Annotated in this window: 15 protein-coding genes and 1 tRNA gene; 6 read left to right on the forward strand and 10 right to left on the reverse strand. The window is 51.4% G+C overall.

Annotated elements, in window-relative coordinates; translation table 11 throughout:
- Positions 1–5 precede the first annotated feature (5 nt).
- From PMIT1303_RS14075 to rfbA, 5 genes are all read right to left on the reverse strand, one after another.
- On the reverse strand, positions 6–2,495 hold the full coding sequence (locus PMIT1303_RS14075; RefSeq protein WP_156486996.1) for a glycosyltransferase: 2,490 nt from the start codon (positions 2,493–2,495) through the stop codon (positions 6–8).
- A gap of 26 nt (positions 2,496–2,521) precedes the next feature.
- Positions 2,522–3,646 carry a dTDP-glucose 4,6-dehydratase gene (rfbB, locus tag PMIT1303_RS09410; RefSeq protein ID WP_063398506.1) on the reverse strand — a complete coding sequence of 375 codons (1,125 nt, stop codon included), beginning with the start codon at positions 3,644–3,646 and terminating at the stop codon, positions 2,522–2,524.
- A 44-nt stretch (positions 3,647–3,690) separates the two neighbouring features.
- Entirely contained in the window at positions 3,691–4,812 is a 1,122-nt protein-coding gene (locus PMIT1303_RS09415; protein WP_197459811.1) for a hypothetical protein, read from the reverse strand.
- Between the two features lie 193 nt (positions 4,813–5,005).
- The gene (rfbC, locus tag PMIT1303_RS09420) at positions 5,006–5,611 is read right to left on the reverse strand and encodes a dTDP-4-dehydrorhamnose 3,5-epimerase (protein WP_063398508.1); all 606 of its coding nucleotides are present in this window, start codon (positions 5,609–5,611) and stop codon (positions 5,006–5,008) included.
- Positions 5,601–6,530, reverse strand: a complete 930-nt coding sequence (gene rfbA / locus PMIT1303_RS09425; RefSeq protein WP_231901436.1) for a glucose-1-phosphate thymidylyltransferase RfbA — start codon at positions 6,528–6,530, stop codon at positions 5,601–5,603. The genes rfbC and rfbA overlap by 11 nt, the downstream gene beginning before the upstream one ends.
- Before the next feature lie 285 nt (positions 6,531–6,815).
- On the opposite strand from rfbA, the gene PMIT1303_RS09430 reads away from it, so the two are divergent.
- The gene (locus tag PMIT1303_RS09430; RefSeq protein ID WP_063398509.1) at positions 6,816–7,280 is read left to right on the forward strand and encodes a GNAT family N-acetyltransferase; all 465 of its coding nucleotides are present in this window, start codon (positions 6,816–6,818) and stop codon (positions 7,278–7,280) included.
- A gap of 15 nt (positions 7,281–7,295) precedes the next feature.
- Here the strand turns inward: PMIT1303_RS09430 and PMIT1303_RS09435 are convergent.
- The 4 genes from PMIT1303_RS09435 to psbZ form a co-directional block, all read right to left on the reverse strand.
- Positions 7,296–7,367 (reverse strand) — tRNA-Gly (locus tag PMIT1303_RS09435).
- A 175-nt stretch (positions 7,368–7,542) separates the two neighbouring features.
- The gene (rfbD, locus tag PMIT1303_RS09440) at positions 7,543–8,514 is read right to left on the reverse strand and encodes a dTDP-4-dehydrorhamnose reductase (protein WP_063398510.1); all 972 of its coding nucleotides are present in this window, start codon (positions 8,512–8,514) and stop codon (positions 7,543–7,545) included.
- A gap of 6 nt (positions 8,515–8,520) precedes the next feature.
- Positions 8,521–9,009, reverse strand: a complete 489-nt coding sequence (gene ribH / locus PMIT1303_RS09445; RefSeq protein ID WP_063398511.1) for a 6,7-dimethyl-8-ribityllumazine synthase — start codon at positions 9,007–9,009, stop codon at positions 8,521–8,523.
- A 52-nt stretch (positions 9,010–9,061) separates the two neighbouring features.
- Complete coding sequence (gene psbZ, locus PMIT1303_RS09450; protein WP_011129459.1) at positions 9,062–9,262, reverse strand: photosystem II reaction center protein PsbZ; 201 nt, start codon at positions 9,260–9,262, stop codon at positions 9,062–9,064.
- Between the two features lie 156 nt (positions 9,263–9,418).
- Here psbZ and mutS point away from each other — a divergent pair, with 156 nt between their 5' ends.
- The 5 genes from mutS (at position 9,419) to PMIT1303_RS09475 (ending at position 19,986) form a co-directional block, all read left to right on the forward strand.
- The gene (gene mutS / locus PMIT1303_RS09455) at positions 9,419–12,202 is read left to right on the forward strand and encodes a DNA mismatch repair protein MutS (protein ID WP_063398940.1); all 2,784 of its coding nucleotides are present in this window, start codon (positions 9,419–9,421) and stop codon (positions 12,200–12,202) included.
- Between the two features lie 35 nt (positions 12,203–12,237).
- On the forward strand, positions 12,238–13,017 hold the full coding sequence (locus PMIT1303_RS09460; protein WP_082824483.1) for a peptidylprolyl isomerase: 780 nt from the start codon (positions 12,238–12,240) through the stop codon (positions 13,015–13,017).
- Positions 13,014–15,941 carry a peptidase domain-containing ABC transporter gene (locus tag PMIT1303_RS09465; protein WP_063398512.1) on the forward strand — a complete coding sequence of 976 codons (2,928 nt, stop codon included), beginning with the start codon at positions 13,014–13,016 and terminating at the stop codon, positions 15,939–15,941. Before PMIT1303_RS09460 ends, PMIT1303_RS09465 begins: the two co-directional genes overlap by 4 nt.
- A gap of 1 nt (position 15,942) precedes the next feature.
- A complete protein-coding gene (locus tag PMIT1303_RS09470; protein WP_063398513.1) occupies positions 15,943–17,118 on the forward strand; it encodes an HlyD family secretion protein in 1,176 nt (391 codons plus the stop codon).
- A gap of 345 nt (positions 17,119–17,463) precedes the next feature.
- A complete protein-coding gene (locus PMIT1303_RS09475) occupies positions 17,464–19,986 on the forward strand; it encodes a S8 family serine peptidase (RefSeq protein WP_063398514.1) in 2,523 nt (840 codons plus the stop codon).
- A gap of 75 nt (positions 19,987–20,061) precedes the next feature.
- Here the strand turns inward: PMIT1303_RS09475 and PMIT1303_RS09480 are convergent, their stop codons facing one another.
- On the reverse strand, positions 20,062–20,697 hold the full coding sequence (locus PMIT1303_RS09480; RefSeq protein ID WP_063398515.1) for a precorrin-8X methylmutase: 636 nt from the start codon (positions 20,695–20,697) through the stop codon (positions 20,062–20,064).
- Between the last annotated feature and the right edge of the window lie 34 nt (positions 20,698–20,731).

Genomic DNA, 20,731 nt, shown 5'->3' on the forward strand with positions numbered 1-20,731 from the left:
CCTCTTCAAAGTGCCAGTGGCAATTTCAGCCAGGGATGACGCAAAGCAAGACGGCGAGAAAGCACCCTTTGGCTTCGGCCAGTCTCCAGAAAGGTCATCGCCTGTCGATGACTGCGATACAAAGCCAACAAGCGCGGACATTGCAGCCCATGCCAACCAGCCGTAATCAACTTGCACCAAAAGTCATAGTCCTCCCACCCTCCTGCAAGGTGGGTGTATCCGCCGACTGCTCGCCAGGCACTGCGCCTCACCAAAGCCATCGCATCAATGATGTTGCCTTCGACAAAGCCCGATTCTTGCCAGGAAGGACCACCAAGTAACGAACGCTGCTCATCCAATCGGTCTCCTTCAATCTCCATGCCCACCAAAGGATGAACAACTGCTAAGTGAGGGCATTCACTGCCACTCTCGGCAACCGCCAAGCAAGCCTGCACTGCTTCTGGCAAAAGGCGATTGTCAGCATCAAGCACAAAACACCAAGCAGAGGTTGCCGCCTCGAAAGCCGTGTTGCGTGCCACTGCCAATCCAGCGTTCTGGTGATGCCGCAACAGCAACAAGCGCACAAACGGGTGATCGCCCTCAAGCACTTGAGTCTCCATCCAAGACTTGATCACACCAGCACTGTCGTCCTGTGATGCGTCATCCACCACGATCAGCTCCAATCCTGACAATGACTGATCTCGCACGCTCTTAAGAGCAGTTGTAATCCTCTTCTCATAGTTAAAAGAACTCACTACCACTGCCACACGAGGAGGGGTATCAATGCTCCAAACGAACAGTTCATCGCAAAGCGGCGGCGAGCGGTCTTCCGCAAGCGCCATAAGCGTTTCACCCCGATGCATTGCCCTGATGTCTTCTGGCAGTAATGGTTGCTCCACTAAAAGTGGCGTTGCAGCTGGCTGCTCCAATGCCGAAAGGTCCACATCTATTAGATGATCCCTTGACTGCACAAAGAAGAGTCGTGCGGACTCACGACAAGCCTTTGCCAGCCAACCAGCTGCAGCAAGAGCACAGCCCGGCTCAGGACAACGCAAGTCTTGCCAGCCAGGGAGATATGCAATCTGGAGGTCTTCAACCTGTCTTCCTCTTTCCTCCTCTGCAGCAAGCGCCTGATCCCAGGTTGACCCCGCTGCACCAAGCACAATCAAATGATCTTTTGGAGGTGGTGCTAAGCCGAGATGCTCGCCCCAACAGCGAGGAGATACCGCCGAATCTTGCTGCAACCAACCATTGACAGGGGTGAGTGGATCAAGCCACCAAGCTGGGAAGCCAAGAGCACGAAGTAAAAGAACACGGGCAGGGTCTGGATCCCAAATCCACTGCTGCACCCTCAGATGATTGAGCCAATGAACGGCTCGATCCACTGAGGGGAGCTCTTGGTTCAAAGTGATTCGCAGCTCTGGTTCACCTGTATCCCGCAAAGACTGCAAGCGCAGCTGATAAGGGCCGCTAGTTGCTGAAGACAACTGACGCTCAGCAAGACCATTCAGCGGCAAACGTTGCAACCAAAGATGACTAGCCCAATCCAACCAGGAGGAACCGCAACTACTCAGCACCACCTCCCCTGGAGGCAAAGCCAAACTTCCTGGTGCGCGTGGTGCGGGGTAAGGTCTCCATTTTTTCAACAAAGCGAGCCAACTTCCAGGATCAGCTGCGAGCTCTTCCTGCAATGGCCATGGCTCCTGATCCAATGGCAAAGAACCTGCTGATGGCCAGCGTCGCGGCAATGGTCTCCGCTGAAGCCTGCGGTGCAAACGCAACACTGCAGGGGCTAATTCGAGGACGACGTCTTGGTCCAATCCATGCCGATGTTCCGGCTTAATGAACGCCAGAGCATCGTCGAGCTGAGCTTGTTTGGGCTGCAGCTCAGGCAAATCCAACAACAACTGACGGATCTGATTCTCTGGCTGCTCAAACCACCCGGAAAACTCCACTAGCGTCAGCCGCTGTGGATCATCACAAACATTCAAAACCTCAAGATTGTGTTGCCACCAAATGCGTTGAGCCCTGCCTTCATTCATGCCAGTAATCGGACCATCACGACGAATCAGAGATCTCACTACCTCCGCCGGATCACGAACTACCAAGACCAATTTCAGAGGAATATTTAATTCAGCAGTGAGCTTCTGCCAAATAGGCAATAGGCGACAACAGCGAGGGTCTGTAAATGCCCAGATCCCTTTCTGACGAAGACTTTCCTTTTTGAGCAGACTACGCAAACGCAGTTTGTATTCAACCGTGGCCGAGTGATCAAACCAATCTTCGGGCAAGGGAAGAGTGCCCTGAGCAGAAGGCCACCAACGCTCCAGATCAATCAGGAGTCGTTCCTGTAGATCAACAACCTCGCGCCACTCGAAATAACCCTCTGGGTTGTTCTGATCTCCTGCAATCTGCTCACCCGGAAGCAACACTCCAAGCCGTTGCATGACCCCACTGAGCATGGAATTACCGCTGCGGTGAGCTCCAAGCACCAACAACAGAGGGGATGGTGTCAAATCCACAGAGATAGCTCTTGCGGAGATTAACCGCCCCCCACAGACATCAGGCCAATGCGCTCGCCGCCATAGCCAGAACGGTCGCGCACTCGCATGCACCACTCAAGATGATCGATATACCAACTCACTGTCGCCTCCAATCCCTTACTAAAATCATGCTTTGGCTTCCAGCCCAGCTCAGTACTGATACGCGTCGAATCAATCGCATAACGACGATCATGTCCAGGACGATCGGCCACGAGTTTTATCAAACGCGCGTGTGGCGAACCATCTGGCCTCATCTTATCCATCAACGTGCAGATCATTTCTACAACCTGCTTATTCGTCTTTTCTCCATACCCACCAACGCAATAGCTACGGCCAATTTCTCCGCACGTTGCCGCCAATAACAACGCATCAACATGATCCTCCACGTACAACCAGTCGCGCACATTGGCGCCATCGCCATAAAGAGGAATCTGTTCACCAGCTAGTGCCTTGAGAATCACCACTGGGATCAACTTCTCGGGAAACTGCCAAGGTCCATAGTTGTTTGTGCAATTCGTGAGCACAACAGGCAAGCCATAGGTGTGATGCCAGGCCCGTACCAAGTGATCACTCGCCGCCTTGCTAGCCGCGTATGGAGAGCGAGGGTCATAGGGAGTGGTTTCCTCAAAGCGCCCCTCGGGACCCAGCGAGCCAAACACCTCGTCTGTACTGATGTGCAGCAAGCGAAAGGAGCGCTGCCGCTCTAACGGCAACGCGTGCCAATGAGCAAGCACAGCTTGTAGTAGATGAAATGTACCAGTGACATTGCTTTCCAAGAACGCTGCCGGACCATCAATGGATCGGTCAACATGACTTTCAGCAGCAAGGTGCAACACAAGGTCAGGGTCTGACTTCTGAACGGCCATCTTCGTGGCCTCTGCATCTAAAAGGTCGACTTGCAATAGCTGATGACGTGACTCATCAGATGCCGAACAAGCTGCCTCACGAAGGGCGGTTAGTTGCTGTTCAATACTGCTGAGATCACTCGCATAGCTAAGCTTGTCAAGGTTGAAAACACGAGTCCGAGATTCGCGTAACAACCTTCTCACGACAGCTCCGCCAATGAAGCCAGCTCCGCCAGTTACTAGAACTCTCTGAATCGATGCAGGAATAACGACTGTCATCCGAAGCAGCTTGCCGGAGTGAAGAGTAAGCGCCGTGCCGCAACTCAACCAAAACTCAGATGTAATCCAAGATCAAATGATGAAGCATCCAAGCCTTCTAAGTTCAGACTTCCTAAGGAAGTCTGAACAATCAGATCATTCCCCTCCTGTTTCACACCAACACTATTTCCATGTGCAAGCAGCAGACGATCCCCTTCCTCTGTACTGAAGTCAACAACCCGATCGTAGCCAGTTGAAATCTTGATCACATCGGCTCCGAGATCCCCAAAAATACGATCATTACCCTGGCTTCCATCAAGCCAATCATCACCTTTACCCCCCCGAAGCGTGTCATCACCGCGGCCGCCAAAGAGGGTGTCATTGCCCAAATTGCCATTCATCCAATCAGATCCTTTGTTGCCATTCATCCAATCATTGCCACTGCCACCACGAATCTTGTCGTTACCAGACATTCCGCGAATGCGATCGTTGCCTAAGCGACCATTAAAAGCTTCTGAATAATTCTCTCCAGTGATCTGATCATCACCATCACCCAATAACTGCATCTCAGCACCCCAAATCGATACCAGCGCCTCTAAATCATTAACTGAATAGGCATTTGGCCAACTCCCCGCAAGCGGATTGCGATAGGCCATCACAGTCTCTTCTGGATAAGCACTCGTCCATGGATCGGTAATCCCATCAACGACATCACCATCAGAGTTATCAAAAGGATGCTCAAGCCCAAGAGCATGGCCCAATTCATGGATGAGGGAATAACGCAAATAATTCAGATCAGCACCAAAAGCCGGCGCATTGATAAATAGCTCCCACCAATCACGACCCGCCTGATTATTCGTCGTCGCGAGACCAAGAGTGTCGCCATCAAGCTCAATCTCACTATCGTAATACAATTGGATGTCACTAATCTCTTTATCGCTGGTGAAGCGAAACTCAGCGTCCAAGCGCTGATCAAGGAGCGGCACAATATCCTGAAGAAACTGTTGATCTGCTGCACTAATTGGAAGGCTGGAAATTGTTTGGCTACCGAAACTCCCCCCTCCTACCGTCACTGCACCACCAGGAGTATGCAAATAGATATCGATAAAACCGTCACGATTGAGCTGACCCCGCGTAAAAGACGCAAAATTTTCTCCAATCAGCTCATTCGCCGCAATTGCCCTCATTGCAGTACTGGAATAGTTATAGCCACCTGTTTTAAGTTCTATTTGCCGATTAAGTTCACATAAGAAGCACATAATAAATTGCTACGTCATGCTCAAGCGTCTAATTTAGACTAGTCAAAACCAGGTGTTTGTATACCCTTCATCTGAAGGTTTCAGCTGTCTCTCAGCTAATTCCAAGGGGCTTGTATCCCCTTCATCTGAAGGTTTCAGCTGCAGACAACTCCTCCATCAAAGGAGCAACCGCATCCTTCTGAGAAAGAGATGCTGGAATCTGATCTCCATCCACGTGCACAACAGGCCAGGCAATTCCTAGGCGTGGATCATCCCAGCGGATCGCCCGTTCACAATCGCGACTCCAAAAATCCGTGGCTTTGTAGAGGACTTCAGCATGACTACTGAGGGTCAGAAAGCCATGAGCAAAGCCAACTGGTATCCAAAGTTGCTGATGCTGATCAGCATTCAAATGTGCTCCTGCCCACTGACCATACGTTGCTGAACTACGGCGCAGATCAACTGCAACATCAAAGATCTCACCTGCCACGCAACGCACCAGCTTGCCCTGGGGATGCGGCGGCAATTGATAGTGAAGTCCTCGCAGCACGCCACAAGACGAGCGCGAGTGATTGTCTTGGACAAACTCAGGCGCTTCCTGCCCATGACTGGCCAAAACGTCCTGCCATCGTCGCTGATTCCAACTCTCAAAGAAAAATCCCCGCTCATCGCCATGCACCTGAGGAGACAACAACAGAGGTCCGTTTAGATGGATCCCTGCCGAGGAGGTCAGGACTTCAGCTTGCATGAGTGGATCCTGCTTGAGGATTCTCAAGGGCTTGCAGGAGATAGTCGCCATAACCGCTCTTACATAGGGGAGCCGCCAAATCGGCCAGCTGCTCAGCCGTGATCCAACCCAATCGCCAAGCCACCTCTTCAGGGCAGCCCACTTTGAGACCTTGTCGATGCTCCAAGGTGCGGATATAGGCACCCGCCTCATGCAACGAATCACAGGTGCCCGTATCCAACCAAGCCATGCCACGACCCATTAATTCCACGCGCAGTAATCCTTCGCTCAAATACTGACGATTGAGATCCGTAATCTCAAGTTCTCCTCGCAGCGATGGTTGCACCCGTCGAGCACGCTCGACCACCGTCGAGTCATAGAAATAAAGACCGGTTACGGCATAGCGACTCCTGGGCTTTGCAGGCTTCTCCTCAATACTCAACACCTGCCCATCAGCAGCAAACTCGACAACGCCATAACGCTCGGGGTCACGCACCGGATAAGCAAACACCCTGGCACCAGCCCCAGAAGCATTGCTAGCCAAAAGCTGTGGGACCAAATCATGGCCGTGAAACAAGTTATCTCCGAGCACTAATGCTGCTGGGGCTTCAGCTAAAAAGTCAGCACCGATCAAGAACGCCTGAGCCAAACCATCGGGCCTGGGCTGCACTGCATAGCGAATGTCCATCCCCCAAGCACTGCCATCTCCAAGCAATCGCTGAAAAGCTGCCTGATCGTTAGGAGTGGTGATGATCAAGACCTCCCTGATACCCGCCAACATCAACGTGGTGAGCGGATAGAACACCATCGGTTTGTCGTAAACAGGCAGCAGTTGCTTGCTGACAGCCTGGGTAATCGGATGCAGACGCGTGCCACTGCCGCCAGCAAGGATTATTCCTTTGCGATCCATAACCACCTTTGGCTGGCTAAATGCTGCCATGTATGCATGCGAAATAAATAGCCCTTGGTACAAGCAAACCAGCCAGTCATCGTTTATCAGGCTCAAGTGCAAAAGCCTGGAACACTGATCACATATCCCAAGGGCTGCGCAAAGCTACTAAGCGAACCCATTTGAAAACAAAAAACAGCAGAGCGTTGCGCTTTCATCGCTGATGCGCATGAACAGACCATGCCTGAGCAGGCCGCGCTTGAAGTTCAAACGTGGAGAGGCTTCTCAGTCGCTGCAGCGGGCAGCCTGAGAAAATAGTGCCATCAAAAACTGGCTATGGCTGGCATCCGCCTAATCCAACACGCTCCTGGGGCCCCAGGCCTGCGCTGGCTTGGCTTAGGTCCAGGGTTCAAACCCACTCGGGGGTTACTCAAGCTGCAACGTTTGCTCAATAAGCATGCCTTCTGGGCCCAAGGCCGCAGCACGGCAAACCTGCGCAAGATTCTCGCAGGCAGCAACGTGATCATTAGCCTCTGGCGCGGCAAACGCCTAGTGGGCTTCGGACGTGCAACAAGTGACGGCATATGCCGTGCCGTTCTATGGGACATCGTCGTAGCTGGCGACCTACAGGGGCATGGCTTCGGGCGGCAAGTAATCGACGCCCTACTGGGAGCTCCTGGTATCCGCGGTGTCGAACGCGTCTATCTGATGACTACCAAAAGCCAAGGCTTCTACGAGCAACTCGGCTTTGAAAACTCCACGAGTCAACAGCTACTCCTGTTGAAACACAAGAACAACTAATTTTTCAACCTAGCAAGCGGATGAAGAGATTCGAACTCTCGACCCTCTCCTTGGCAAGGAGATGCTCTACCACTGAGCTACATCCGCAGATGCCGTTAAGACAAACGTCTCATTAGACGGAATGATCATCCATCACAAAGGTGCCACAGGTCAATCACACAAACCCAAATCAAACCCATACAGCCTTAAGGACAGAGTTAGTTATCTCAAACAGGATCACCAGATCCCAAACAAACACAACCGACAAATGAAAACCAGTACATCAAGACGTCTGGTCATCTCTAATCGCCAGCATCACCTGCTGCAATGCCAAGCGCCAATGCTTTGGCTCCAAATCCAGCAACTTATGAGAGCGAGAACAATCCAATAGGGAATAAGACGGGCGTTTAGCAGGAGTGGGGTATTTAGCGGTAGAAATCGGCTGCACTTCAGCTGCACGTTTAAGCAGACCGCTCTGCTGCCCAAGATCACCTATTGCCACAGCAAAGTCATACCAACTGGCAACTCCCGCATCGCTCCAGTGCAACAGCGTTGGCATTGATGCCAAAAAAGGCTGATGGTCTGGCTTTCCCGCTGAGTTAACTCCACTATTGATCAAAGCCCAGCAGGCATCTGCCAAACCAATCGTGGCAGTTGGGCATCCCACTTGGTCGGCCACTACACACAACGGTTCAGCAGCCAAAGCCCGTTGATGATGCAACCGCAACATGGTGAGCAAAAAATTATTTCCTAAAGGGCCATAGAGCCAGCTCGTGCGTAAAACCACCGCACGGCCTTCACAGCCAAGGAGCTTCTGCACGGCCATCTCTCCAGCCGCCTTACTCGCTCCATAAACACCGAGTGGATTGAGCTGCTGTTCAGGGCGATAAGGATGGCCTTGATTGCCAGAAAACACAAAATCCGTACTCAGCTGCAGCATTCGACCACCACTGTCTTTAAGCGCCTTGGCAAACGCCAACGGCGCTCCAGCATTCACCATCTCAGCCAAAGCAGGCTCAGACTCGGCGAGATCAACTGCGGTGTAAGCACCAGCATTAATCACCCAATCAGGCCGATGGTGACGTACAGCCTCCTTGCACGCTTCGGCATCAGACAAGTCCAGCGCCAACACACCATCAGAACCATGACGACTGGTCGCGATCAACTCAAAAGGTTGGCCAAGAACGAAAGCAGGTTGCCTAGAGCGGAGAGCCTGACCAAGCTGGCCTGAAGCGCCGGTAAGCAGCACTTTCATCAGCGGTCAGGCCAATAATGCAAGGGAAGACATCAGCGAGCCCATCTCTAGGGCCTGCAGCCCAAAACTCCAGCCCAAATTGCTCTTGATACCAGCCCGCTCAAGCGCTTGTTGCATGGTGTCGGTGGTGAGCACTCCAAAAATCATCGGGACGCCTGTCTCTCTGGACACTGAAGCAATTCCCTTACTGGCTTCAGACACAACCACGTCAAAATGGGGTGTATCGCCTCGAATCACAGCTCCAAGGGTAATCACCACCTGATAGCGACCACTACGCGCAAGATTCTGAGCCACAAGGGGCAATTCAAACGAACCGGGCACCCAGGCCACATCAAGTTGTGAACTGGTTGCAGATGTATCAACCCCATGACGTGCCAAACAATCCAGGCAACCGCTTAGCAGCTTGCTGGTCACCAAATCGTTAAACCTGGCAACAACAACAGCTATACGCAGAGCTTGTGCATCGGTATAACGCCCTTCATATGTGGCCATCATTCAGTGGCAGAAACTGCCCACATGCTCTCATCAAAGCAAGTGAGTGATTGGTTCAAACCACCAAAAAGCTGATTGCTCCGTTGAGCAAAACAAGATGGAACCAAACCCCACCAATGATTTCGATCTTTTTGATTTCAGGATTGCGGCGATCGCCAGGATTTTTTTGGGTTGCATAAAGCACCGGAATCCCAACAACCAAAAGCAATGATGCGAACAACAGGGCGTTCACAGCGATGTCGGAAATGATCTGCATGGAGTTGAGGCGGCGGAGCCAATGCTCTGATCTTTGAAAATTCTCCCACGAGGCCGAGGCTTCTCATGAAAAGGCCGCCACGGGTGTCGCGAGGCTTCACATCCTGCCCAGCACAACAGACTTACGATGCCATCTCTTTGCTGGCAGGATGATCCAATGACTGCCAACGCTGAGTTGTTGCAAGGCAGTCTGTTTGGTGATCTGGAACCGCAGTCAAACGCTGAAAGCTGCCCAGAAACCATTAAACGGGCTCTGCGTAACGATCTCTCTGATCAAGAACTCGTCGAGGAATCCCTGAGAAGGCCACGCAATCGACATCAGCCAACATCCGTTCAAAGCATCCCACTTGATTCTGAAAGCCAAGAGCAACTCGAAACAGCCGATAACGACAACGAGCTGCCCGCCTGGGCACACCACAGCCTTGTTGACCCTGAGCAGCTCACGCCAATGCTGCGTCACTACGTGGAACTCAAGGCCAAACATCCCGAAAGGATCTTGCTCTACAGACTCGGCGATTTTTTTGAATGCTTTTTTGAAGATGCCATTCAGCTCTCAAGGCTGCTGGAGCTGACTCTCACGGGCAAGGAAGGAGGTAGAGGAATCGGCCGTGTGCCGATGGCAGGGGTCCCCCACCACGCTGCAGAGCGCTATTGCGCCGAATTGATCCGCCATGGACTAAGCGTGGCCATTTGTGACCAACTGGAAACAACTCCAAGCAAAGGCGCACTGCTCAAACGTGACATCACCAGGGTGCTCACCCCAGGCACGGTGCTTGCAGAAGGCATGCTGACAGCTCGCCGCAACAATTGGCTAGCAGCAGTTGTGGTTGAGCCAGCACAAGGCAACCAACCGTTTTGCTGGGGCCTAGCCAACGCCGATGTCAGCACAGGCGAATTCCTTGTCACGCAACGGGAGGGGAGCGCTGAGCTGCACCAACACCTTGCTCAGCTCGAGGCTTCGGAACTGATCATGGCTCAAAAGATCGCAGAAAGAAGCAGGCCTGCGTGGTGTCCAGAGCAGCTCTTCCTGACAACGATGGCCACTACACCCTTCAGTCAGCCAGAGGCCGAGCGCACGCTACTCAATCATTACCGGCTCAGCACCCTTGACGGTCTAGGGCTGCAAGAGGTGCCTTTGGCACTAAGGGCCGCCGGCGGACTGCTGACTTATCTAAGGGACACCCAACCCCTCGCTGAAAACGTCGATGAAGGCATCGCCCCGATGCCCCTGGAACATCCGCTCACAGTGTTCGCAGGCGATGCCTTAGTACTCGACGCCCAAACCCGACGCAACCTAGAACTCACTAGCACCCAACGGGATGGCCAATTCCAAGGATCCCTTCTTTGGGCCGTAGACCGTACCCTCACTGCCATGGGAGCCCGCTGCCTGCGCCGCTGGATCGAGGCCCCCCTCCTAGACAGCAAAGCCATCCGCGCCCGTCAAGCAGTGGTGAGCCATCTCGTGGAGACACGCTCGCTGCGGCATTCACTGCGACGCTTGCTGCGACCGATGGGAGATCTCGAACGGCTGGCCGGCAGGGCAGGCGCCGGTCATGCTGGTGCTCGCGAACTCGTGGCTATCGCCGATGGTATTGAACGCTTACCACGGCTAGCAGAGCAACTACACAATGCACTGAGCTCTGCCCCACACTGGCTCGACAACTTGCTGACTCTGGATAAGAGCCTGCCAAGGCTGGCGGCGAGTATCCGCGAGCAATTGATCAATAACCCACCGCTCAGCCTCAGCGAGGGAGGCCTCATGCACGACAACGTCGATCCGCTACTAGATGGCCTGCGCAATCAACTGGATGACCAAGACACCTGGCTTGCAGGCCAGGAAATCCAAGAACGGAAACTCAGTGGCAACCCTAATCTGCGACTGCAATATCACCGAACCTTCGGCTACTTCCTAGCCGTAAGCAAAGCCAAGGCTTCCATGGTGCCGGACCACTGGATCCGCCGGCAGACCCTGGCCAACGAGGAACGCTTCATCACTCCAGATCTCAAAACCCGGGAAGGGCAGATCTTCCAGCTCAGAGCAAGGGCGTGCCAACGGGAATACGAACTGTTCTGCCAGTTGCGTGAGCAAGTGGGAAAACAGGCAACTTCAATCCGTAAAGCAGCCCGGGCAGTAGCAGGACTCGATGCGCTAGTCGGCCTAGCAGAAGTAGCCGCCACTGGAGACTATTGCTGCCCAGAAATCGATAACAGCAGAGAACTACAGCTCAAAACCTGCAGACACCCAGTGGTGGAACAACTACTGGTAGAGAGATCCTTCATCCCTAACGATGTAGAACTTGGCAAGGACATTGACCTCGTCGTACTCACAGGCCCAAACGCCAGTGGCAAAAGCTGCTACCTGCGTCAAATCGGCCTCATACAGTTGCTAGCCCAGGTGGGTAGTTGGGTGCCTGCAAAGCAGGCCCGTGTTGGCATCGCAGACCGCATCTTCACCCGTGTCGGCGCCGTCGATGACCTAGCGGCAGGACAATCCACCTTCATGGTGGAAATGGCAGAAACGGCCAACATTCTCCATCACGCCAGCGATCGTTCCTTGGTGCTTCTCGATGAGATTGGACGTGGCACCGCCACCTTTGATGGTCTTTCGATTGCCTGGGCGGTGAGCGAACACCTGGCAACAGATCTAAGAAGCCGCACTGTGTTCGCGACCCACTATCACGAACTCAATGGGCTGAGCCAAGAGCTGACCAATGTCGCCAATTCTCAAGTTTTGGTGGAGGAAACAGGCGACGACCTGGTGTTCCTGCATCAGGTGGCCGCAGGCGGTGCAAATCGCAGTTACGGCATTGAAGCCGCCCGTCTAGCTGGTGTGCCTGACGACGTGGTGCAACGAGCAAGGCAGGTGTTAGCTCAGCTTCAAGACGATGGCTCATCTCTGCCAGCCCTGCCAAGCGCGAAAACAATCAAAAGACAATGCTGAGAACCTTTCGCCTGACACCGACCCACTAGCCTCAATTGGCGCCCAAGAACATCGTGGACGACCTCCAAGAGAACGTTCGGGAGAGCCTCAACAAGCTCCCTCAAGACATTGTGGTTCTGCTTCGCAGTAAAAACCTGTTGAGGTCACTCGTGCAGAGGATGGTCATTGATCAAGCCTGCGCAGCTGTTCAGTTACCCGCAGAAAAACTGGATCAGGCGATTGCGAGTTTCTGCGAGCAGCATGGGCTAAGTGATGAGGAACGTCTCGAGCGATATCTCTCTCATCAAGGTCTGATCAAGCTAGACCTCATTCATCAACTCGGGATCCCTTTAAAAGTTCAATATTTAAGTCTGAAAGAATTCAGCGTCAAAGCCGAAGCGCACTTCCTCAAACGCAAGGAAGAACTCGATCAATTCACCTACAGCTTGCTCCGAGTTGAGGATTCTGATCTGGCCCATGAGCTTTACCTTCAGATCGAAGCCGGGGAAGCCGATTTCACGGTGCTGGCAACCGAACATTCCCAGGGCCGAGAGAGAGCGTCCCATGGCCTCGTAGGACCTGCAAGCCTCGGCAGAGCCCATCCCCTCCTTCGCCAGCGCTTACGCACAGCAACCCCAGGGGTCTTACTGGAGCCTTTCAAAATCGAGCAATGGTGGGTCGTCACGCGGCTTGAAGAGCGGCAACTCGCCACATTTGACTCCAACATGCAAAAACGCATGGCGATCGAATTATTCGATGGCTGGATTGAGCAACAAACCAATCAACTGATCTCAGTTGTTCGCGGCGAACAATTTGAGAATGGTGCCCTCACATGACACTGGCTAATCTGAATCACCCCCTTGCTCCGCTGCAAAACGCTTTACAGACCAAAGGTGAGCGGCTGAAGTTTCAAATCGGTCAATCCCTATGCGAAGAGAATTATCTCCCTGGTCATGTGTTGCTGATCGAAAGCGGCACCGCCCGTCTGCTTGGTAACAGTGATGGTCGCTTGACCACACGCATCAAACTTGAATCCGGCTCCTTAATCGGAGCAGTCTCTCTACTAAGAGGTGCATCTTGCGAAGCCGTACGAGCTGCAACAGAGCTTGTGGCTTGGAGCATCACAGACGCAACCTTCCAACAGCTCTACAACTCTAAAAAAGACATTCGAGACTGTTGTGAGGCTTACCTCTGGGACGCTGAAGTCGCTGCCCTTCTCCAGGGGATCCGTGCAAGCACACCCAAGAGCCACCATTCCCTGGAGGCATGGCTGAAGATGCTCGGCCCTCTGGCCACATTGATGCGCGCGAATAACGATGAAGCAGAAGCAGCCCTAAACAATGGCAAACGTCTATTCCTCGCCTCGTCGATACCCAGCTGCCCGATCAACACTGAGCTGGACTCAATCGCAACAATTCGCGAGTTAAGCAAACCCCAATCTGGTTTCTGCCTAAGGCTGATTGCCCTACCAGCCGACTCGCTAGCCACTCTGCTCAGACCAGCAGTCGATAGCAAGAGCAATGCAGCTCTGCAGAACGACGAAGAGACCCCTGAGACAGCACTGTCACTCGCACCATCAAGACCACCCGTCAGCAGCCTCAATAGCCCCTCAAGCTCCGAAGACTTCTTCGTTGGCGGTCAAGGCCCTCTCCAAGAAACCCTGGCCTGCTTCCAGATGCTGGCCAAGCTGATGAAGCTGCCATTCAGACGCGACTCGATCGAGAAAATGCTGCGTGACAGTCTGCGCCGCGGCCAAACTCCCACCCTGCGAATGTGCGGCCAGATCGCAGCCGGACTTGGCTTACACGTTGCCGGAGCCAAGGTACCAGCCTTGATGGGCACTCGCTTACAGACGCCCACCTTGGTGCCATGGAAACAAAGCTTTGCTCTCGTAACACGCAGCGATCAACTAGGCCTCACCCTGGCCTCACCAAGCGAGGGTTTTATCAAGCTAGATCCGAGTCAGCTGGAGGAAGCCTTTCCTGAAGGCATCGAACTGCTGCTCCTCGACCGTTCCAACACCACTCCTGAGCAGGCCTTTGGTCCGAGTTGGTTCTGGCCAGCACTGCAGCGCTATCGGGGGGTCTTAATCCAAGTTTTGATCGCCGGTTTCGTGGTCCAGCTCTTCACGCTGGCAAACCCCCTGTTGATCCAAGTCATCATCGATAAGGTCATCAATCAACGCAGCCTCGACACACTGCAGATCCTTGGCTTTGCCCTTGTCATCGTGACTGTGCTTGAAGGTGTGTTGGGCAGTCTCAAAACCTTTCTCTTCGCTGAAACCACCAACCGCATCGACCAACGCCTAGGCGCTGAAGTGATCGACCACCTACTGAGACTACCACTGGGCTATTTCGACAAGCGCCCAGTTGGCGAATTGGGCTCAAGGGTCAGCGAACTGGAGAAGATCCGCAACTTCCTCACCGGCCAAGCATTAACAACCATTCTTGATGCTGCCTTCTCAGTGATCTATGTGGTGGTCATGGTGATCTACAGCTGGCTGCTGACCCTGATTGCCTTAGCTGTATTACCGATTCAGGTCGGACTCACACTGCTGGGAGCACCTCTTTTCCGGCGTCAATTCCGACAAACTGCCGAGGAAAATGCCAAGACTCAAAGCCACCTGGTTGAGGTGCTAACAGGCATCCAAACAGTGAAGGCTCAGAACGTAGAAATGATCAGCCGTTGGAAGTGGCAAGAGCGTTACGGCCGTTACATCAGCCGAAGCTTCGAAAAAACAATTAGTGGCACCGCACTAAGCCAAACCAGTCAAGTGCTGCAAAAAATCTCCCAATTACTTGTGCTTTGGGTAGGCGCAAGCATGGTTTTGGCTGGAGAACTAACCCTTGGACAACTAATCGCCTTTCGCATCATTTCTGGATATGTCACCCAACCGCTGCTAAGGCTCTCAACCATCTGGCAGAGCATCCAAGAACTGAGGGTAAGTTTTGAGCGTCTTGCGGATGTGATCGACACCCCCCAAGAATCAAATGACCTCGATAAAGGCAAAGTTCCACTGCCACCGCTTGAAGGAGATGTGAGCTTTGAAGATCTCAGCTTCAGCTTCAGCAAATCGACAGCACCAGTCCTGAAAGACATCAACCTAAACATCAAGGCCGGTACCTTTGTGGGCATCGTGGGTCAGAGCGGAAGCGGCAAGAGCACATTGGTCAAGCTGCTGCCTCGTCTCTATTCCCCAGATCAAGGCCGCATCCTGATCGACGGCTATGACATCGACAAAGTAGAGCTCTACTCCTTACGACGCCAGATCGGGATCGTGCCGCAAGATCCTCTGCTGTTCTCAGGCTCGATCAGCGAAAACATAGCCCTCACCCAGCCTGATGCCGATAACAACGAAATAATCATGGCTGCAAAGTTGGCAGTCGCCCACGATTTCATCATGACGCTACCGAGCGGCTACAGCACGCCGGTGGGTGAACGGGGCTCCTCCTTAAGCGGAGGTCAACGGCAACGGATCGCAATCGCTCGGACGCTCTTAAGCAATCCCAAACTGCTGGTGATGGACGAAGCCACCAGCGCCCTTGATTACGAAACCGAACGCAAAGTTTGCGACAACCTCGTCAACGCAATGCATGACTGCACGGTTTTTTTCATCACCCACAGGCTCTCCACTGTTCGTCGAGCCGACGTGATTGTGGTGATGCATCAAGGGGCAATCGTGGAAATGGGCACTCACGAAGCCTTGATGGAAAAACTAGGTCGGTACTACGCCCTCTATCGCCAACAGGAGTCGAGCTGAAATGAACAACAAGCCCAACCCCGTCGGCGGACTGATCCGCAGAGCTCAGAACCAACTCGAGCAGAAAGTGAACTCTGTGTCACACGATGAAAGCGTGCTCCAGCAAAGCCGCTTTTGGATGCGTGCCGTGGCCTGGAGCCTGATCGGCACCACTGCCTTTGCAGTGGGCTGGTTGGCCATCGCGCGTACGGAAGAAATCGTTGTCGCACAAGGCAAACTTGAACCATTAGGCGATGTCAAAGAGATTCAAATCCCAGTTGGAGGAGTCACTAGGGACATCCTTATCAAAGGAGGTGATCGCGTCAGCAAAGGTCAGATTCTTATCCAGCTCGACACTGAAACATCCTCAGAACAAGTGAACTCCTTAGAAGCTCAGTTCACAAAAAAACAGCAACAACTAACGCTCAAACTTGAAGAACAACAGGGAACCCTAGATCTCAACCGAGAACAAGTCGCCACAACCCGAGACAATCTGGCCCTTGAACAACAAATCCTTAGCCGGTTTGAATTTCTTAGCGCACAGGGCGCTTCCTCTGAGCTTCAGTATTTACAGCAACGCAACAAGGTACGAGAACTGCGTGGAAGGGTTACCAAAGAGAAATTGGATGGCGCTCGCCAACAATCAATCCTCAATCAAGACATTGAACAGCTCAATGCCCAATTAGCCCAGCTTAAGGCTCAACTCACCGAAGCAAAAGTAACGCTGAAATACCAGTCTTTGCGTTCTCCAGTGGATGGGGTGGTTTTTGATCTCAAGCCAACCACGCCTGGCTTTGTCGCCCAGTCAAGTGAACCGGTGCTCAAGATCGTACCCTTCAACAACCTGGAAGCCGATGTGGAAATCCCCAGCAACAAAATTGGTTTCGTGCGCAAAGGCATGTCCGTTGACATCAGCATTGATTCCTTCCCCGCTACAGACTTCGGGGTACTGGAAGGCAAGGTGATCTCGATTGGCTCCGACGCACTTCCACCCGATCAACAAAAACAACGACAGGAATACCGCTTCCCAGCCACCATTCAGCTCGACAGCCAACAACTCAAACTCAAGAACGGAATCAGCCTTCCCTTGCAAGTAGGGATGTCACTTACGGCAAATATCAAGCTGCGCAGTGTGAGCTATTTACAACTACTGCTTGGCCAGTTCCAGAGCAAAACCGATTCACTTAGGCAACTATGAAGCACACAAGAGACCATCAATATTGACTTTAACACCACCAGGGAAACAACAATCGAAGATCAAACAAAGCTAATTAGTTGCTGATAAAGTCAGCAAGAAAGCAGCATCAGAATAGAGAGATAAAAACCAAGGCTCTCGATAGGAATAGTATCAAGACTAATCTAAAACAATCAAATTCACGATCCATATCACGTCTAATCAATCGTTGTACAAAATAGAAGCGTGATCTACGTCACGATTGAATGTGAGCAAGTTCTCGACTCAAAAAGTTCTAGATCACATCTAAATTCATGGCATTAATGCAAATTGATTGAAGCATTCAAAAGGCATGGCCTTTCTCTCATTATGAAACGACTCTTCAGAACTATCGCCACAAATAACAAGCAATCGAAGAGCAGAGACTTCATCAGTGAATCTCTTAATTTAGCCAAACCAACAGCAAATCAGAACAATCAAATTAGCGAAGGGCATTCAAGCCACTATTACTATAATAGTAGCGAGATGCCTCAACAAAAACAGCCCTTTGAGCTAGAAGCGAGGGGAGCATCAAATGCAAACAACAAAAGCCAAGATCCTAATCGCGACAGCAAGCTATCTTTTGATACACAAGAGATTTTCAATCCTCGTAACCATAATGCAACGAGCCTAGAAGATCCGATTCTAGGAAATCAACCTGCCCAAAAAACATTTGGCCTACGCCTAAGACAGCCGTTGGCTTCATTCAATCGTAGAGGCTTCTATTCCAAGGTCAATCAGCACGATCACGATGCATCAGATCCTGATTCTAGCAACCATAGAAATTTCTTGTTCAGGGGCAATCAAAATGCTCACAGTCAATCACACGAAGATTTCAATCATCAAGGCCAATTTGAAAGAAGATCAAATAAGTTTTCCATGGAAAAACAAAACTGGATGGCAAGAAAAGCTCAACAGGACTTCCCGGAAGATCGTACAAGCGGTGAACATGAAACTGGCGAAGAAAGCAATTCAAGCAACCCATTTAGAAAAAGTTTTTATCGCAAAGCTTTCAACAAAATCCCACGAGCAAATGATGTCGATTTAAGCATAAGCATCAAGCCATGGGACTTGAATGTAGGAAGTCTATTTGATTATGGTTATACCCGAATTTATGACGCATCACACGACGGCACAAAAAAAGAAGTTTTTGAAGATGGTGCAATCAGAATCAATTATGATGGTGATTTCTTAAATGAAAATAGGTTGGATTTCTCAGATATTTTTGGCTGGAGTTGGGGCCCATTCTCAACAATGAAGATTGGCAGTGTTGAAGCTCAAGTCAATGCAATTCACAATACTACAGGAGAAAATATAGATCTAGGCGCATATACACTAGATCTCTCAGAAGATCGTTTCCTTGTCGATCTTAACGGTAAAATAGAAGCCTCTGAAAGCTTCCTCGATAGACGCAGTAGCTGGGACTTTGATGTGGATATTGATGCTGTTTTCGCTGGCACAAGGGAAAATATAGAAGACTTTGATGAAACATTAACAATGATTGATGCGCTTGACTGGAGTACATTTAATGGTGATATTGAAGCCAATACTTTTAATTATTATGATATGGATACATTGGGGTGGGTAGGTTCTGAATATGATTCAGGCAGAATTTACAAGGCTCGTGGTGGAACCGACGAACTAATACTCAATGGTATTGATAGTGCAGACATCAAGAGCTTCAATGGCGAAACCTTCAGCGGTATGAGTGATTTCACAACTATCGGCGAGCAGGCCATTTATAAAGGCACAGCTTTCGACATCTTGAGCCTCAAAAATGGAGATGAGATTTATCTGCAAGGTTTTGAGAGGATTACAACCGAAGACGATAGCTACCGCATTAGAGAAGGAATGAGCGACAGCACAAAAGAGCAATGGAATCTAAATGCTATGGATGTTTCCGGTGCTTGGAGATTCAATAGAGGTTCTGAAGATGTTGTTCTTGTATCTCTTGATACTGGTCTTAAAGATGAATCTGATAACCCAACTGATGTTCATGATGAAATTGATCACGTTGTCAACCAAACCGGCAAGTCAAATGACTCCCATGGACATAAAGCCATGAGTGTCATGGCTGCCAAGCACGATAGTCAAAACTTGGCAGGGATTGCTCCTGGCAGTGAACTATGGGCCTACAATGTTTATAGTGGAGGGGATTCACTTTACGATTCAATTGAAGATGCTAAAGATCAACGCAATTGTAGTCAAAGACTAGTCTTTCAAGGTGGCATTCAAGGTGAAAGTTGGTGGACCGATGGAGCAACCGAGGCAGAAATGCAAACTGCTCTAGATGAAACAGCAGATTATGGCTTCTTTGCAATTGCAGCAGGAAATGGTGGACCTGGGACTGCACCATATTATGATGATTATCTAACTACTGTTTCAGGTCTAGCAAAAGCACAAACCACAAATGACAATATTGCAAGTGTCGGTGCTCTGCAATTCACAGGCACAGAAGAAATCGATGCAATTACTGGGGGTTCAATTACTAATGTGACAGGGACTCAACTTGCTGGTTATTCCAACCGAGGAGATAATCTCACATTAGTAGCACCCACTAATAGCAAAGCAATTGATGCGAATGGCACAATTAGTACCTTCGGTGGAACCTCTTGCGCAAACCCCAATGTCGCTGGAGTTGCTGCTCTTGTTTGGAGCGAAAATACAGAACTGGATGGTGGGGACGTTAGAGAAATCCTGACAACAAGTGCCATGGATCTAGGAGATCCAGGGCGTGACAACACCTACGGTGCAGGCACAATCAATGCTGAATCTGCAGTTCGTCGCTCTCATGCCCTCTCAGTCGACAATGAATTAGCCAGTCTGTACAGCAATACGGATTTTCTGGCTTGATTCATAACGCTTTCTAAGAGCTTCTACTTTCATCGCCCTGGGCATATGTCCAGGGCTTTTTTTAGCAATTCAATCTCATTGATCCAACCAAGCACGACGCAACAGAGCATTGACCGTCGCTGCAACCAGACCAGCCCCACCCCGACTACCCATTAAGCGAATGTGAGCCAGTCCGCTAACAGCTAACCGCCGCTTGCTCTCAGAGACACCTACAAACCCCACAGGCATGCCGATAATCAAACTAGGAGGAGGTGAACCTGAAGAGACAAGCTCCAGCAGTGAATCAAGGGCCGTAGGTGCACTACCAATCAACACAATCGGCGCTTGTTGATCCACATATTGAGCCGACAATTCTTGCCATGCGCATCGCAAGCCCTCGGCTGTTCGAGTGGCGTCTCGTGGAACATCATCCGGTGCCCAGTCGAGCACGCAGCGCACGGATGCCTTGAGTGAACGGCGAGCCATGGGCTTGACGGCGGCGGCGGCCATTGCCGTATCGGTGAGAATTGGCGCTCCGGCCTGCAAGGCAGCCAGCCCAAGCTCACAAGCCTCTGGACTAAAGCGCAGCAAAGGAGTTAGTCCAAAATCGCCACTGCTATGAATCAAACGTTCCAACACCTGCTGCTGCAAGGGATCCAAACCCGTTACACCCAACTGCTTCCGAATGTGACCAATGCTTTCCGTGAAGATCGGATGATCAAGCGACTTCACGTTTCTGCCTTAAGCCGGATAGACATCAAGCATC

The sequence above is a fragment of the Prochlorococcus sp. MIT 1303 genome (assembly GCF_001631965.1).
In the GTDB taxonomy this organism is placed as follows: Bacteria; Cyanobacteriota; Cyanobacteriia; order PCC-6307; family Cyanobiaceae; genus Prochlorococcus; species Prochlorococcus marinus_D.

Coding starts and splice junctions, on each gene's coding strand:
- PMIT1303_RS09465 (WP_063398512.1), top strand. CDS start 13,014: ATGACACTGGCTAATCTGAATCACCCCCTTGCTCCGCTGCAAAACGCT.
- PMIT1303_RS09470 (WP_063398513.1), top strand. CDS start 15,943: ATGAACAACAAGCCCAACCCCGTCGGCGGACTGATCCGCAGAGCTCAG.
- PMIT1303_RS09415 (WP_197459811.1), bottom strand. CDS start 4,812: ATGAGGGCAATTGCGGCGAATGAGCTGATTGGAGAAAATTTTGCGTCT.
- psbZ (WP_011129459.1), bottom strand. CDS start 9,262: ATGCAGATCATTTCCGACATCGCTGTGAACGCCCTGTTGTTCGCATCA.
- rfbC (WP_063398508.1), bottom strand. CDS start 5,611: ATGCAAGCTGAAGTCCTGACCTCCTCGGCAGGGATCCATCTAAACGGA.
- PMIT1303_RS09475 (WP_063398514.1), top strand. CDS start 17,464: ATGAAACGACTCTTCAGAACTATCGCCACAAATAACAAGCAATCGAAG.
- PMIT1303_RS09430 (WP_063398509.1), top strand. CDS start 6,816: ATGGCTGGCATCCGCCTAATCCAACACGCTCCTGGGGCCCCAGGCCTG.
- rfbD (WP_063398510.1), bottom strand. CDS start 8,514: ATGAAAGTGCTGCTTACCGGCGCTTCAGGCCAGCTTGGTCAGGCTCTC.
- ribH (WP_063398511.1), bottom strand. CDS start 9,009: ATGATGGCCACATATGAAGGGCGTTATACCGATGCACAAGCTCTGCGT.
- rfbB (WP_063398506.1), bottom strand. CDS start 3,646: ATGACAGTCGTTATTCCTGCATCGATTCAGAGAGTTCTAGTAACTGGC.
- mutS (WP_063398940.1), top strand. CDS start 9,419: ATGACTGCCAACGCTGAGTTGTTGCAAGGCAGTCTGTTTGGTGATCTG.
- rfbA (WP_231901436.1), bottom strand. CDS start 6,530: ATGGCAGCATTTAGCCAGCCAAAGGTGGTTATGGATCGCAAAGGAATA.